General features: G+C 45.0%; 13 protein-coding genes. 7 read left to right on the forward strand and 6 right to left on the reverse strand.

Annotation, left to right across the window (positions count from 1 at the left end):
- Positions 1 to 160 precede the first annotated feature (160 nt).
- A complete protein-coding gene (locus JUB14_RS27750) occupies positions 161 to 463 on the forward strand; it encodes a transposase (protein WP_310586163.1) in 303 nt (100 codons plus the stop codon).
- Positions 420 to 830 carry a hypothetical protein gene (locus JUB14_RS27755; protein ID WP_229368060.1) on the forward strand — a complete coding sequence of 137 codons (411 nt, stop codon included), beginning with the start codon at positions 420 to 422 and terminating at the stop codon, positions 828 to 830. Before JUB14_RS27750 ends, JUB14_RS27755 begins: the two co-directional genes overlap by 44 nt.
- A 144-nt stretch (positions 831 to 974) precedes the next feature.
- Here JUB14_RS27755 and JUB14_RS18915 read toward each other — a convergent pair whose 3' ends face one another.
- Positions 975 to 2030: a M12 family metallopeptidase gene (locus tag JUB14_RS18915; protein ID WP_207508382.1), complete on the reverse strand. Its 1056-nt coding sequence runs from the start codon at positions 2028 to 2030 to the stop codon at positions 975 to 977.
- A gap of 235 nt (positions 2031 to 2265) precedes the next feature.
- On the opposite strand from JUB14_RS18915, the gene JUB14_RS18920 reads away from it, so the two are divergent.
- From JUB14_RS18920 to JUB14_RS18935, 4 genes are all read left to right on the forward strand, one after another.
- On the forward strand, positions 2266 to 2853 hold the full coding sequence (locus JUB14_RS18920; protein WP_229368011.1) for a TetR/AcrR family transcriptional regulator: 588 nt from the start codon (positions 2266 to 2268) through the stop codon (positions 2851 to 2853).
- Positions 2854 to 3122: 269 nt separating this feature from the next.
- A complete protein-coding gene (gene fabF, locus JUB14_RS18925; RefSeq protein ID WP_207508383.1) occupies positions 3123 to 4373 on the forward strand; it encodes a beta-ketoacyl-ACP synthase II in 1251 nt (416 codons plus the stop codon).
- A gap of 242 nt (positions 4374 to 4615) precedes the next feature.
- Positions 4616 to 5497: an AraC family transcriptional regulator gene (locus JUB14_RS18930; RefSeq protein WP_207508384.1), complete on the forward strand. Its 882-nt coding sequence runs from the start codon at positions 4616 to 4618 to the stop codon at positions 5495 to 5497.
- A 108-nt stretch (positions 5498 to 5605) separates the two neighbouring features.
- Positions 5606 to 6028 carry a DUF983 domain-containing protein gene (locus tag JUB14_RS18935; RefSeq protein ID WP_229368013.1) on the forward strand — a complete coding sequence of 141 codons (423 nt, stop codon included), beginning with the start codon at positions 5606 to 5608 and terminating at the stop codon, positions 6026 to 6028.
- A gap of 93 nt (positions 6029 to 6121) precedes the next feature.
- Here JUB14_RS18935 and JUB14_RS18940 read toward each other — a convergent pair whose 3' ends face one another.
- From JUB14_RS18940 to JUB14_RS18955, 4 genes are all read right to left on the reverse strand, one after another.
- Complete coding sequence (locus JUB14_RS18940; RefSeq protein WP_207508385.1) at positions 6122 to 6664, reverse strand: response regulator; 543 nt, start codon at positions 6662 to 6664, stop codon at positions 6122 to 6124.
- 220 nt (positions 6665 to 6884) lie between these two features.
- Complete coding sequence (locus JUB14_RS18945) at positions 6885 to 7439, reverse strand: DUF4142 domain-containing protein (RefSeq protein WP_207508386.1); 555 nt, start codon at positions 7437 to 7439, stop codon at positions 6885 to 6887.
- Between the two features lie 490 nt (positions 7440 to 7929).
- Positions 7930 to 10131: an LruC domain-containing protein gene (locus JUB14_RS18950; protein WP_207508387.1), complete on the reverse strand. Its 2202-nt coding sequence runs from the start codon at positions 10129 to 10131 to the stop codon at positions 7930 to 7932.
- 256 nt (positions 10132 to 10387) lie between these two features.
- Positions 10388 to 11299: a DMT family transporter gene (locus tag JUB14_RS18955; RefSeq protein WP_207508388.1), complete on the reverse strand. Its 912-nt coding sequence runs from the start codon at positions 11297 to 11299 to the stop codon at positions 10388 to 10390.
- Positions 11300 to 11770: 471 nt separating this feature from the next.
- Here JUB14_RS18955 and JUB14_RS27920 point away from each other — a divergent pair, with 471 nt between their 5' ends.
- On the forward strand, positions 11771 to 11899 hold the full coding sequence (locus JUB14_RS27920; RefSeq protein WP_262897620.1) for a hypothetical protein: 129 nt from the start codon (positions 11771 to 11773) through the stop codon (positions 11897 to 11899).
- 135 nt (positions 11900 to 12034) lie between these two features.
- Here the strand turns inward: JUB14_RS27920 and JUB14_RS18960 are convergent, their stop codons facing one another.
- Positions 12035 to 13480, reverse strand: a complete 1446-nt coding sequence (locus JUB14_RS18960) for a replication initiation protein (RefSeq protein ID WP_207508389.1) — start codon at positions 13478 to 13480, stop codon at positions 12035 to 12037.
- Positions 13481 to 13666: the final 186 nt, after the last annotated feature.

Raw genomic sequence — 13666 nt, forward strand, 5'->3', positions numbered from 1 at the left:
AAGAGTGTGTTTGGAATTGAGACTACATGAGAGTCGTGCCAACTTTGTGGTCGCCAAACTACAAAGCTATGACCAAACAGTACAGAAAACTGACGGCACAGGCCACCCTACTTAAACGCAAGCGCAAACACGATCTACGGCAAATAGTGGACATCATTTTGTGGCTATTGCGGACGGGCCGCCCGCGCGGTGGCGTAATCTGCCGGAGGAGTGGCCCAACTGGCAGACTGTCTATTATTATTTTAATCACTGGAGGCAGGACGGAACCTTCCAGCGAATGAATATAGCCTTGAATCAACTTGATCGAAAGCGAGTGGAAAAAGAAGCGTATCCATCTGTTTTATGCATTAATTCTCAGAGCGTAAAGCTTCATCCGATGATTTGGAAACATCGAGGGATAGATGCTAATAAGCGCGTCAATGCGGAGCGGCCCGTGCCGACGCAAGCGGCAATTTGTAGTTGATACTCAAGGTCGACTCTGGATAGCAGGTGTCCACTCGGCAAGCCAAGCTGATGGTCCGGCTGCTGTTACGTTGATTGGCGATATGCTCTGGCAGGTGGGTGAGCGACTGGAAAAAGTCTATGGTGATCAATCGTACAATGGTGTTTTTGCCCAGGCATTAACCAACTGGTCGATTAGTTTTGAAAAGGCATCGCGCCCAGAATCAGCCCAAGGTTTTGTGCCTGTGGCCAAACGGTGGGTTGTGGAACGTAGCATTGCCTGGACAAATTACTTTCGTCGTATCGTCAAAGATTATGAGTACTCAGTATTATCTACGGTTAGTTGGCTATATCTGGCTAATATCCAACTAATGATTCAGCGAATATGACTCGAGTACCAAAGATAATTCCCAAACACGCTCTAAAGAAACTTGCTCCACACTTAAACAGAAACCGATACCAGCCGTAGATCAATACATACAAACAGGGGCTATTCGCAGATAGCCCCTGTTTGTTCAGTAAGACAAGAAGTACTAGTATATCATAAGCGATCCACTCCCAGCGCTTTCGGCGTAGTACAGCCTGAGCCGGATGATGTACTCACGTCCCTTAAGTAAGCGTGTATGTAGCCGGGAATTAAAATTGGTGCCACTATCATCGTCCCCAGCCAGGTAAAGCTCTTCACCGTTGCTCTTTTCAAAGAGTACCATGACGGTATCCATCGTACCAAAGGTCTCTATTTTATACCGTCTGGAAATAGTCGGTTTAAACACAAAGTTCCTTTGTTCTCCCGCCCCGATATTAAGTACTTCCGACTTTGCCAGCTTCAGCTCGATGTAGTCATTTTGGGTAAGCGGTGGATAAAACGTTTTGACAAACTCCTTGTCTTTAGCCGATAGTCCACCGGCAGGCCTAATACCATCTCTATACACAATCGGTTCTATGATGAGGCCGGGCCCAAAGGGATAGTGCATGACCGAGTTGGGATCGTGGGTAGAGCCTTCCACCTCCGCGACCAATAATTTCCGGATGATGTTGTGGTAGGTCGTCTCGCGGGACCAGTTGTTGGGTGGGGCAGCCAGTGCCGCATACACCGCCTCCTCATCCCAGACAATACCAGCAAAAGGATTCTGGTGTTCATGGGGAGCCCCTAGCGTATGCCCGATCTCGTGAAGTGCGGTATCCAGTTCATTGCTGATGTCCCAGCCAAAATTCATAGTACGTTCATTCGGCGAAGGAACCAGATCAATGACATCCCGCCCTACATACGACCACGAACCATCACCTCGTAGGAATCCTATCCGTATTTCGGCCTCATTCCGGTCGGTAGTTTCTTCAAACTCTAATCCAATACCCTGACTTTTCCAGATTTCAAAGGCCCTCCTTACTACATTCTGCTGAGCGTCTCCCCCTTTCCAGGTGGTAGGCGATCCATCGGCTGGCCCGTTGAAGAAGTAATACTTCAACTTTGTACCATTGACCCACTTCTTCCTTGACAAGACTATTAATCTGGCACGTACCCCGGAAATATCCAGTGGCAAAAGAGGTGGTGGTACGGTCACTAGTGTACAATAACGGGGCGTTTCCATGGTGTGATCTTAAGTATGCTGATGGATAGATGAGCTACCTCAAGGTACTAATTAAATAGATGAAGAGAAGTACCACTTACTAAAATATACGGGTAGTTACATTCAATTCTAACTCCACACCTTCCCTTAGTATCTCGTAGAGTTAGTAGTAACCTCTAATTTTTTTAAGAGACAGTTAAAAGATTTGCAATATTATACCAGTTGGTATACTTTTACATCAGATATCGCAAAGATCATGAGCAAGGCAGAACGTACACGGCAATTTATCATAGAGAAAACCGCACCCCTATTCAATACCAAAGGATATGCAGGTACCTCCATTGCGGATCTGACGGATGCGACCGGTCTTACCAAAGGGAGTATCTATGGTAACTTTGAAAATAAAGACGAGGTAGCACTGGCTGCTTTTGATTATAATCTAGCCCAGGTTGTCAAAATACTCAATGCTGAAATAGAAAAGCAGAGTACAGTCAAGGATAAGTTAATGGTATACGTACGGGTGTACGATAACTTCTTGAAATATCCTTTTCCACCAGGTGGTTGCCCTATTATGAACACAGCCATCGAAGCTGACGATACGCACCCGCTTCTGAAAAAAAAAGCCGCCGATGCCTTTTCCGCCTGGAAAATCAAGCTAACGAAACTGGTTAAAATGGGAATCGAAAATAAGGAGTTTCGGACGGAGGTGAACCCGGAGCAGGTAGCTTTAACCATTATAGCCATGATCGAGGGGGCGGTAATGATTACCAAGCTTACCGGTAAAACTAACTTCCGAAAGGCTATCCTGCAGTCGGCTGAAAAGCTGATAGAAGATCTAAAATAATTTTTATCTTATAATATACCAAATGGTATATTATGCTACATTTTATTCTTCCACTAATATAGAATACACAATGAAAACATCAGGAAATACAGTGCTGATTACGGGCGTGTATATTAGTATAGGCTTATGTAAATATTTGCAGTAGAAATAACGCCATTAAGAGTACCTGGAGCTAAAGTAGACTTTGGGTAGTTACCATGACCCGCTTATACAAACAGCAACAAATTCGATTTTAATTAAACAAACACCCTTAGTGAAAAGGGAAGTGTATGAAAAGAGTAGTAATCACGGGGTTAGGTGCCATTACCCCTTTAGGCAATACGGTAGACGAGTTCTGGCAGAATGTAATAGCCGGGAGGAGTAGCGCCGCTCCCCTCACCAAATTTGACACCAGCAAATTCAAAACCAGGTTTGGTTGCGAAGTGAAGGACTTTAGGGCGGAGGACTACCTGGAAAAGAAGGAGATAAAGAAGTACGACCTGTTTACCCAGTATGCCATTGCGGCCAGTGACCAGGCCATCCGGGATGCAGGATTAGACTTTGAGCAAATGGCAAAGGCCGAACGCTACGATGTAGGTGTCATATGGGGGACCGGAAACGGTGGTATAGGTACCTTCGAAGAGCAGTTACGGGAGTTTCATGCCGGCGATGGTACACCTCGTTTTAACCCATACTTTATACCCAGGATGATTGTGGATATTGCCGCCGGAGTTATTTCTATTCGACACGGATTGTATGGTCCTAACTACTGTACGGTGTCAGCCTGTGCCTCCTCCAATACAGCCATTATTAACGCTTTTGATACCATCCGGATGGGAAAAGCGACAATCATGGTGGCCGGTGGCAGCGAAGCAGCCATTACGGAGGCTTCGGTTGGTGGCTTCGGGGCAGCCCAGGCACTATCCAAACGGAACGAGGCACCGGAAAAAGCTTCCCGCCCCTTTGACCGGGACCGGGATGGTTTCGTCATGGGAGAAGGTGCAGGTGCCCTGATCCTGGAAGAGTGGGAACATGCCGTCAAGCGTGGCGCCCCTATCTATGCCGAAATGGTGGGCGGTGGAATGGCCGGGGATGCGTACCATCTGACGGGTACTTCACCCGATGGGTTAGGTGCTACACTAGGCATGAATAGGGCGCTCGCAGATGCTAATTTAAGCCCTGAATCCATTGACTATGTTAATGCGCATGCTACCTCAACGGGCATCGGAGATTTAAGTGAACTCAAAGGCATAAAAAATGTATTTCAGGAGCATCCTGTTGCCATAAGTGCTACTAAATCCATGACGGGACACCTGCTGGGGGCCGCCGGAGCCGTGGAAAGTATCATCAGCATACTGGCCGTAAAGCACGATATAATACCCGCAACAATCAATGTAGAGAATGTAGATCCGGAGATACCAGCCAGATTGAACCTGGTTCTGAATCAGTCCCTACATAAGCCATTGCAGTATGTACTTAATAATACATTTGGGTTTGGTGGGCATACGGCAACTTCCATCTTCAAGAAGTACTCCGAATAAAGCTTACTCTAAGGAATGTACCTGAGCAGAGAGTACGATGCAGCCTCTACCCTAATCGGTAGAGGCTGCATCATATCATGAAGTTCTGAGAGTCAGGACCCATTGATAGTTGGTAATGCAATTATAAACTACTTCTTTCAATGCATAGCGCTACTATTGTATAGGTGGCTTCATTTTTCAAAGGTACGGACCTACTATTCCTCATGGATTTTCTAAATTAGCAGCGGAGTCTACTTATCCGTATGCAAAAAGATAACATACCTTTGATCGAGCTGGCCAGTCTGTGTGATATAGGCCAGACGGAGGTATTAGTACACCGCTTTGGTGAGTACCTGCAGCTGCACCATAAAAATCTAAGACCGCCCCACCGACATAGCTTTTACCACCTTGTTTTCTTTACAGAGGGGGCAGGTTCCCACATCATTGATTTTGAAAATTTTATTGTCCACCCTTTTCAGGTCTACTTCATGATTCCGGGGCAGGTACACTCCTGGAACTTTCAGGATCAGGTGGATGGATACGTTGTTAATTTTACGGATGCATTCTTTCACTCCTTTCTGCATCGACCAGATTATCTGGAAACATTCTCTTTTTTCAGCGGTATAGCCAAGGAGGGCGTAGTCAATCTGACTGCGGAGGAAGGGGTGCAGATAAAAGTCAGCTTAGAGAAGGCGTTAGAACAGTATCTGGGCGAGCTGCCTTTGAAGTGGGATATGATCCGTGTTCTACTGCTTGAAGTATTCCTGCTGATTGACCAGAAAAAGACCCATTCGCTAACACAGTCTGTCCCCCACCACAACTTTATCTTGCTCAAAAACTACCAGAAGCTCATCGATAAAAACTACCTGACGTTACGCCGTCCTGGCGAATATGCTGACTTACTACATATTACCCCCAGCCACCTGAATGCTATTTGCCAGGAGCAGACGGGTATGTCAGCCGGGGAGTTGATTCGCCACAGAATACTACTGGAAGCCAAACGGATGCTGGTCAATCTGGACCTGAGCGTTACGCAGGTAGGGTACCTGCTCAATTTTAGTGATAACTCCTATTTTACCAAATTCTTCAAAAAGCAGGTGGGGCTTACACCGGAGGATTTCCGCCGGGCAAACAGCCGGTCCTGACCCATTTAAAATCTACAATTAGTACCACAAAACCATCAATGGCTACCCTGGTCAGGCAGGCTCCTGGATATACCTTTGCTTTATAGTTAACCATAACCAAGCATAGTCATGTCCTGGAAAGAATCAACCAGTTACAGTATAGTCAACCTTAAGTGCCCACGGTGTCACGAAGGAGATATGTTTCCCACCTCTATTCTAGCCAAGCCTTCGAAATTTAGTAAGATGAATGCAGCGTGTGCCTGCTGCGGACAGAACTTTGAGCCTGAACCCGGCTACTACTGGGGAGCTATGTATATAAGCTATGCCATCAATACAGCCCTGTTTGTTACCGTATGGGTTGCACTAGGATTCGTTGTTGAACAGGTTACTGTTACCATGATAGTCGTCAGCCTATTACTCATCACTGTCTTTTTTCTACCCTACATCTTCAGGCTATCACGTGCCGCATGGATTGCCATATTTATTCGGTACGAAGGCCCCTGCAACCTCATCCAGAAAAAGCAAAAGCTGGTTATTCAACCGCTACGATAGCTGCATTAAGTTTGTCACCTAACGGATAGGTATATACTTAAACGCTAAACAGCCTAGACAGTTGCTTGGTATTCCATAGTTTATGAACGTGGTCTATACCCTACTTTTAGGAAAGAAAAAATGAGGTTGCACCTGTTTAGGTGTATTTATTATTAAGCTTAGGGTACCTACCAATTCAGATATTGAATCTGGCTTTACCACATAGCCGGTCGAGCCCAGGTTCATGGTATCCTTTACATCCTTTTCGTTGGATGAAGTGGAAAAAACGATAACGGGCACTTTCTGAAGTCTTTCAATATTTTTGAGATGAGCCAGGCACTGCTTTCCATCCATACCAGGCATATTTAAATCGAGAAAGATAAAGTCAGGGGTAAAACCAGGATCATTACGTAGTTTTTCTACTGCTCCGGTACCACTGCTTAGGGTTACACAATTTAGGAATGGATTGAGCCTGATCATGGCTATTGTAAAAATCTCGTGCTCTTCGGTGTCATCATCAATAAGTAGGCAAGTACGATTCCTCATGCTTTTTCTTTTAATGTTTGGATATATATCAGCAAAAGTAACCGATATAAATAAATTACTAACTATTTTGTAGTAAATAGTTGTAAGCAATAAAGAAAAAGCCTGAGACAATAGTCACCTCAGCTTCAAAAGTTTATAGAAGAACCTGTTATTTTGATGTATATACGCAGATTAAATTAAAGAAGCATTTAAGTAAATAAAAAACGATAAAAATATTAATAGATATTTTTTAAAATACACTAGTTAGGTCCTATAAAAAAGGCAGCTAATATTTAATGTAAAAAGTAGAGCAGGGATTGGCCCCCCCTGCTCTACCCTACTACCTACTTTACTACTGGTTAGCAGTAGTAGTTGGTGTTGCTGGCATATTTGTACTGTCTCTCAACACCTGAGCTCCCTGCAAATGCATCTGCAGTGCCGGCAGTTTACCGGATGCCCAGTTCTTCAATTCCATATCTCCTCCCTGATTGGCTTCTGTCTGGAACAGATCAATGGTCTGCTGGTGAGAAGCAACCATCATTTTGGCGTACATCATATCAAATGCCTGACCTGTAATGGCATTCAAGCTGTCGTACTTCTGTCTTTTCTCGGTACTAAGAGTCGTTGGCAATGTGATATTTTTGGGACCGGCAATAGCTATCAACTCCTCGGTCGCCTTCGTATGATCCGTAATCATCATTTGACCATAAGTCTTCACATCCTGTCTGGCGCCTTTTGTCTGTGCCAGCTTACCTGCCTCTATTTCAAATAAATTAGCGTCTGTAGCCAGTACAGCAAAATTTCTATCCGCTTCTGGTACGGTAACAACTTCATCGTCATTATTATCACATGAAGCGGCAAATAGTAAACCCAAAAGTAAGAAAACACTTAGCTTTAATTTTTTCATAACCTGTTGATCATAAATACGTGAATGAAGGTTACATACTAAATAAGTATACCTAATTTACTCATTTTGAACCAGCCAGTTGAATAGTTAAAGTCTTACTCAAAATAGTAATATAAATATCATATAATAACTGAGTTGAGTATAAATTTTGAAGTTTGGAATGGCAAGAAAATAGTGATGGGAAAAGTAAAACTGTTGAATTCCTTCATCATAAATAGAAGGTACCCTAAGTGGCATACGTGTTTTTTTAACTGTTTTAACCAGCATTATTAAGACAGTTGCTGTAGCACCTCTTGTTTAAGTATGGTAGTTTATTTAAATATTCATAAGGAAGCTTTAAATAAGGACTTTATATAGAGGAGCAATTATGAAAATTAGTATTGTGAGATAGCTAAGCATATAAACAACAAAGCCCAACAAAAAGGTTGGGCTTTGTTGTAGTAACAAGTCAGACTCTTCCCTCCAATGATATTAAAGGCAGATACTATCTTTATTTAAATGTCTTTTGATTATTGCTATATCCGGTTTTGTTCTCGTACCAGTCGGTTCTGAGCTTGCCCCCACTCTGGGCCCAGTCAGCAAAGAATAGGTAAGCTGCTGTGATGGGTACCTGCTCCGCCGGATAGTTGAACTCTACGGGCAGTTCAATGGCCCACGGCAGATTCCCATCGGTTCGGTAGTAGCGGCCAATGCCGGGCTTGGAGGTATCTTTGAGTGTACCCAGCAGGCTGGTGCTGGCCTTGGCCGTCGGTGCAAAGTTAGCCAGGTGTACTTCTACCTCGCGCTTGCCATCTACGATGATGAATGGGTTGATCTTCTCCTGACTGGCTTTGGCCGCATCCAGCGGAGAAGCAAAACGTACCACTAGATCAAGCTGACCGGGTGTTCCTGCGGGATTGTCCTTCACGGTGTTGAACATAGACCCTCCTGAACGTTTGATTAGTGGCTCGGGCGATTCATAAGCTACAATGACCGCTTTGAGCTGACCCGCTTCAGTCTTGTTAGGCGCCAGCTGTACATAGCCCTTGGTATGACTGTAACCGGTTACACTAGCCACCTCGCTACTGCTGACCCCATCGAGCTGGAAACCAAAGCCATTTTCATAAGCGGCACCAATGGCGCGGATAACGATCTTGTTTTTCAGCTCCACCAGCTTGTTATCAGCATTGAAGACGCGCGTGATGCGTGAGTTGATGATCAGGTCATTGAAGTCGTAGTCACCCTGCGCCGGCCACAGGTCCTCAAAGCCGTAGGTTGCCCAGCCCGTAGCCGAAGGATAGTAGGTGTTGTAGGCGCGGGTGGGGTCAGTGGGATAATCATCCTGAGCGTCGGCAACCCCATCTTTATCAGTGTCAATGATAGTAGAGATAGGCGGGGTACCGAAGCCCTCGGGGTTGCAGGAGGTGGTAGGCAGATAAGTGCCGACGCAGCTGAAGTAGCTGCTGGCAATGCTCGAGTTGTTTTGCTCTATGCCGTTGCCATCGCAGTAGCTAATCGTACCATTCATCGAGGCACTACTGTTGATGGCTGTTCTTCCGCTCACCTTCATGACTGATTTGGTAGTACCCGATCCCGAAAGTACACCGTCATAGTACATGTCTTTGGTACTGTGCAGTGCACCATTGGCCAGTACAAGCTTGCCCGTACTGTTAAGCCGGGTTTCTACTCCGGCCGACACATACGCATTGTTGGTAAAGGTAGTTCCCGCGTTTACAATGAATTTTTTAGTAGCGATTAGTTTGCAGTTGTTGGTACTGGTGGATCCGCTGTTGGCCGTAAATTCTTCCACCGTAATTGCGTTATTGTTGGTCAGGATACGGCTGTTATTAAGTTTGGTAGCCGTGATCTCGCCGTTGTTCAGCAGGTAAGATGAGGTACTGTTGCTGTTCAGGTTAAGATCTCCCTTTACCTCCATTTTGCCGTAGTTTTCCATTCTGCCGCCTATGGCAAACGAGCTGTTGAAAGACAGGTTCTGAGAGTAGTTGTAAATCGTAGCTTCGGAGGCGTTGGTATTGATACTACCCACCGAAACCGTAGAGCCTTCCAGGAAGTATACTTTGCAGGAGTTGTTATTGAGGTTAATGTTGATGTTCGTAGCCGTGCCACATATGCGTACCGTACCCCCATTCATATTGATGGTACGGTTAAAAGTACCCGTAAGGCATATCTGCTCGCCACTATTTACGTTAAGATCGGACGTATAGTTATTATAGGTTTTGGTACAGCCGGTGGTACAATCCATGCCTGAGTTGGCCTGTAAACGCAGGGCTACCGTAGGAGTAGCCGTTCTGAAATCAGCCGAGATGTAGCTATCGGTTGATACCTTCCGGATCTCAGAGCTTCCATTCTGGTTTATTTTTTCGATATATAGCTCACCAAGTGAAGCAGGTATCTGAAACTGCATCTTCAGATCCTGACTAGATGAAGTAATCCCTGAACTAAGCAGTTGTCCTACCGTAGGCAGGTCATTATAGACATTTACACGGAAACGTTCATCCGTGGCTGACGAACCACCAACTTTGATATTCAGCTGAATGTCTTTGGTGGATTTAAAATTGAAAGTTTCACTAATCTTTAAGTTTTCAATTGCCCCCGTGTCGCCACTCTTAGTCGGGTCAAGATTTTCAGGTATACAGCCGTAGACCGAGAATAGTAAGGCTAGTATAGCCCCTTGTTTTAAAAGTAGTTTCATAGAATAACAGATACTGAGGTGTATGATATGATTATGTCAGAACTTCAGCAAATGTATAGCCACCCGAAACGCTGGATTGAAAATTTCGATTAATAGCTTTATAAACAGCCTGATTGGCAAAAAATATTCGAAAATAGGCGTTGTACACGTAGAAGGGAATGCAACAAAAAGCGGAAATAGATCATTAGCAAAAACTTCACCAACAAGACCTACTTCGCACGTAATAACTCTTTGCTTTTGGATTGTAGGAAACGATCTACTTAGGGGTTACCATGCCACCGTCGGTAGCTTTGGGGGCAGGCTCCTGTACGATCACAACGGCAGCCAGTACCAGCCCTATACCCAGATACTGCCCGATGCTTACTACTTCCCGGAACACCAGTACTCCAATCAGAGAGGCTACTACCGGCTCAATGGTGGCTACAATGGAGGCACGACTGGACTCAATGACCTGTAGTCCTTTAGTATAAAGCAAATAGGCTAGTGTAGTGGAAAATAAACAAAGACCGGCTATATATAACCAGGTTTCAGTCTGATGAAGTTGACGGACTACCTGTTGAATATCGCTAAATGGAGTGATAGCTACCGCGGCAAATACAAAGGTATAGAGGGTAACCGTCAGCGAATCGTACTTCTGCAACGCGTACTTCCCAAACACGCTGTACAGGGCATAGAAAAACCCAGAGCCAAGCCCCAATAGTATACCATACAACGACACCGGATGATCAGTAGCCGATCCACCTATACCTACTACCATTCCACAGCCTGCCAGCGTAGTCACCAGGGCGAGAACTTTACGGGTAGTAATGACTTCGTTAAAAAGAAAGCGGGAGAGAATCGTCACAAACGCGGGAGCCGTATAGAGCAGAATGGTAGCCACCGATATGGATGTTTCGCGGATGGCGCTGAACATACACCAGTTAAACAGTACGATGCTGATAATCCCCGTCCCAACAAAGTACTTACTATCGGAGAGCTTTATCTTTAGCAATCGCCAGTTTGTGAGAAGGGTATACAGCCCCAGAAAAGCAGCAGCAGATAGGGCCCGAACTGCCACTACCTGGTTGGTGGTAAACCCCAGATCATAGAGTTGTGAGACAAACAAGCCAATCATACCCCACAGGAAAGCGGCCGCTGCAATAAAAATATACGCTAGTTTCTTATTCATTTCCTTACTACCTACTCTACCTCAACTCTATTTGGGCCAGATATAGATCAGGTACTCCCTCTCCCACTACCCTCCTACCCTAGATCTTCTATTTGCATAGTTAGAAAAATAGCAGGTTTCATCCCACTTTCTATATGAATTAGCCTTTGCTACCAATGAGAATAACCAGCCCTATCAATCTCATAAGATGGGGAGGACCAGTTCACAGTTAAAGCTTAATTTTACTTAATAGTGCTGATGTTAGTCGGAATAGTAGCAGGCCAGTTATATACCATCAGCTCACTTACCCCTAATTTATACATACCTCCGCAGGGAGTACTCAAATTCGAGGATCTGGTAAAGGTTTATTGGGGTTCTTTTTGATAGTCCGCGTGCGTAAAATCACCTGCTTAAACAGGAATGGTAGTAAAACGCGGGGAGAGAATCGTGGTTGCATGTAACCTTATGTAGAAAATCCAGATGACTCGATATATGCGTGCCAGTCATGGCATTCAGAACCCGCTGCACATTGATCGGGACCGATGGGTCATTGAGCAGGGCTGGTACCACGATGGAAGAGTAAGAGACATGGGTAAAAAGGGAACAGGAAACGGGAGATAAAAGCACAAAATCCTCTCAGGCCGGTAATACATTAATGAGCCGCCAGTGGCCTTTCAGCACTGTAAATGTTATAGAGAAGCGTTGTATACATTTCAGGGATGTCCCACAGTAGTGGCTATCGACGCTTATACTCATTTAAAGCCTGCTGTTCATTTCTCCTATCTCATGTTCTACGGCATCAATCAGGGCTTTGAACTCATTATTCTGGGCTTCGAATGGCTTGGGATGTTCACCCATCACAAAACTCACAAGAAAGGCCTGAAAAGGAGCTTTTTCAAGGTTTGCTTCGAAGCTTTCATCCTTGCTGTACCGGGCAAAGAGACTATGCTGGGCCTTTTCGATCAGGCGCTCTTTGAGAGGGGATTTTTTTTCCAGCAAATTAGTGGCAATCGTGAACTGCCGGTCAAACTGAGCCTTGCGCAGTTGCTCTTTCTTCCATTCGAGTTCCTTTATTACTTCAACCCGAGCTTCGTGCTCGCTTTGTTTCCTACGGCCTTCAACTACTTTTAGCTCCTGCTTTTCATATGGGTTATTGAGATCGCGTATTGCTACCATAGCCTGCAGAAACCCCCCAATGTTGTGAATGGCATGTCCGGCTTTCAGGTGGCTGAATGTATAGGAAATCCCCCTCCTGATCTGCTCCTGCGGATAATCCCGGAACCATTTCTCGACCGTAGTACTACTTACGTGATCCTTTACCTGCTTATATACCGCCTCAAAATCTCCACTTATATCCAGGATCGGCTCTACCGGGCTATTATCTTCAATGGCTCCGATTTGCTTTTTCCGCTTGCCCTGGATATTAAAAAATCGTATACCTACTACCTTCTTTCTACCCGCACCGGGTCTCCGCTCGTACTGGGGTTCGTAGTCGAAGGTAATATCCGCTTTCGCATTGATTTCCTTGTAGGCAGGTTCCAGCACCCGCTGTTTGACGTGCTCCCAGGTCTTGAGCGTATCCTTTATTACCTTTTTTAGCCTTGAGTCATACTCCTTAGCTCCAATCATCTCCCTAAATTCATCAAAGTTCAGGGTCTTTGATCCAACGTATTCGTACAGTTTCAACAGTTCATACGTACGAATGACGTAGGTACTGTCGATCTGCATGGTAATCTCGGGATCATACTGCGTGTAACGCTGCTTTAACTGGAGAAGGTAGGGACTCAGTTCGTTATTAAACTTGAGGCTCAGGTACCCTCCTTCACTCGTATATCCCTTCAGATCATTGGGACGATCCACCATTGCCATCAGGGGGTAACTTTTCAGACGCGCTTCGCCATTTTCATCCGTGTAGGGGATATGTACTACCCTATTCAGCAAAAGCTCCTCGGCCTTACGGATTTCCTCATATAGTTTACCATTGGGCCTTTTATCATATTCAGACATAAAGTCCCTGATAAAGATATCAACCTGCTTGAATTCGGTATCATCCTTATGGATCTCTTTGACCATCTTTTCAAACAGCCGGATCTCCCAAAGAGTAAAGCGGTAACGAGCCTCCACGAGCTCATTACTCTTTTTGATGAGTGTAATCGATTTGTATTTCTTGGATCGCTTACTTTCCTCCGTTCCTTTAGCCATTTATCAACATATATGGGTAGTACGTATCCAAATGTAAAAAAAAGGAATGAGGAAAACGTGCTTTTATATGAGGAATTTGTGCTTTTACTGGGAGGTATGTGTGTTTATATGAAGAGGCATACGTGCGTTTATTGAGAGGAATATGTGTCTATATAGGGAGGTATACGTGCGTTTATCGAGTGGTAT

The organism is Telluribacter humicola (assembly GCF_017355935.1).
GTDB classification, from domain to species: Bacteria; Bacteroidota; Bacteroidia; order Cytophagales; family Spirosomataceae; genus Telluribacter; species Telluribacter humicola.

Coding starts and splice junctions, on each gene's coding strand:
- JUB14_RS27755 (WP_229368060.1), top strand. CDS start 420: ATGCGGAGCGGCCCGTGCCGACGCAAGCGGCAATTTGTAGTTGATACT.
- JUB14_RS18915 (WP_207508382.1), bottom strand. CDS start 2,030: ATGGAAACGCCCCGTTATTGTACACTAGTGACCGTACCACCACCTCTT.
- JUB14_RS18920 (WP_229368011.1), top strand. CDS start 2,266: ATGAGCAAGGCAGAACGTACACGGCAATTTATCATAGAGAAAACCGCA.
- fabF (WP_207508383.1), top strand. CDS start 3,123: ATGAAAAGAGTAGTAATCACGGGGTTAGGTGCCATTACCCCTTTAGGC.
- JUB14_RS18930 (WP_207508384.1), top strand. CDS start 4,616: ATGCAAAAAGATAACATACCTTTGATCGAGCTGGCCAGTCTGTGTGAT.
- JUB14_RS18935 (WP_229368013.1), top strand. CDS start 5,606: ATGTCCTGGAAAGAATCAACCAGTTACAGTATAGTCAACCTTAAGTGC.
- JUB14_RS18945 (WP_207508386.1), bottom strand. CDS start 7,439: ATGAAAAAATTAAAGCTAAGTGTTTTCTTACTTTTGGGTTTACTATTT.
- JUB14_RS18950 (WP_207508387.1), bottom strand. CDS start 10,131: ATGAAACTACTTTTAAAACAAGGGGCTATACTAGCCTTACTATTCTCG.
- JUB14_RS18955 (WP_207508388.1), bottom strand. CDS start 11,299: ATGAATAAGAAACTAGCGTATATTTTTATTGCAGCGGCCGCTTTCCTG.
- JUB14_RS27920 (WP_262897620.1), top strand. CDS start 11,771: ATGCGTGCCAGTCATGGCATTCAGAACCCGCTGCACATTGATCGGGAC.
- JUB14_RS18960 (WP_207508389.1), bottom strand. CDS start 13,480: ATGGCTAAAGGAACGGAGGAAAGTAAGCGATCCAAGAAATACAAATCG.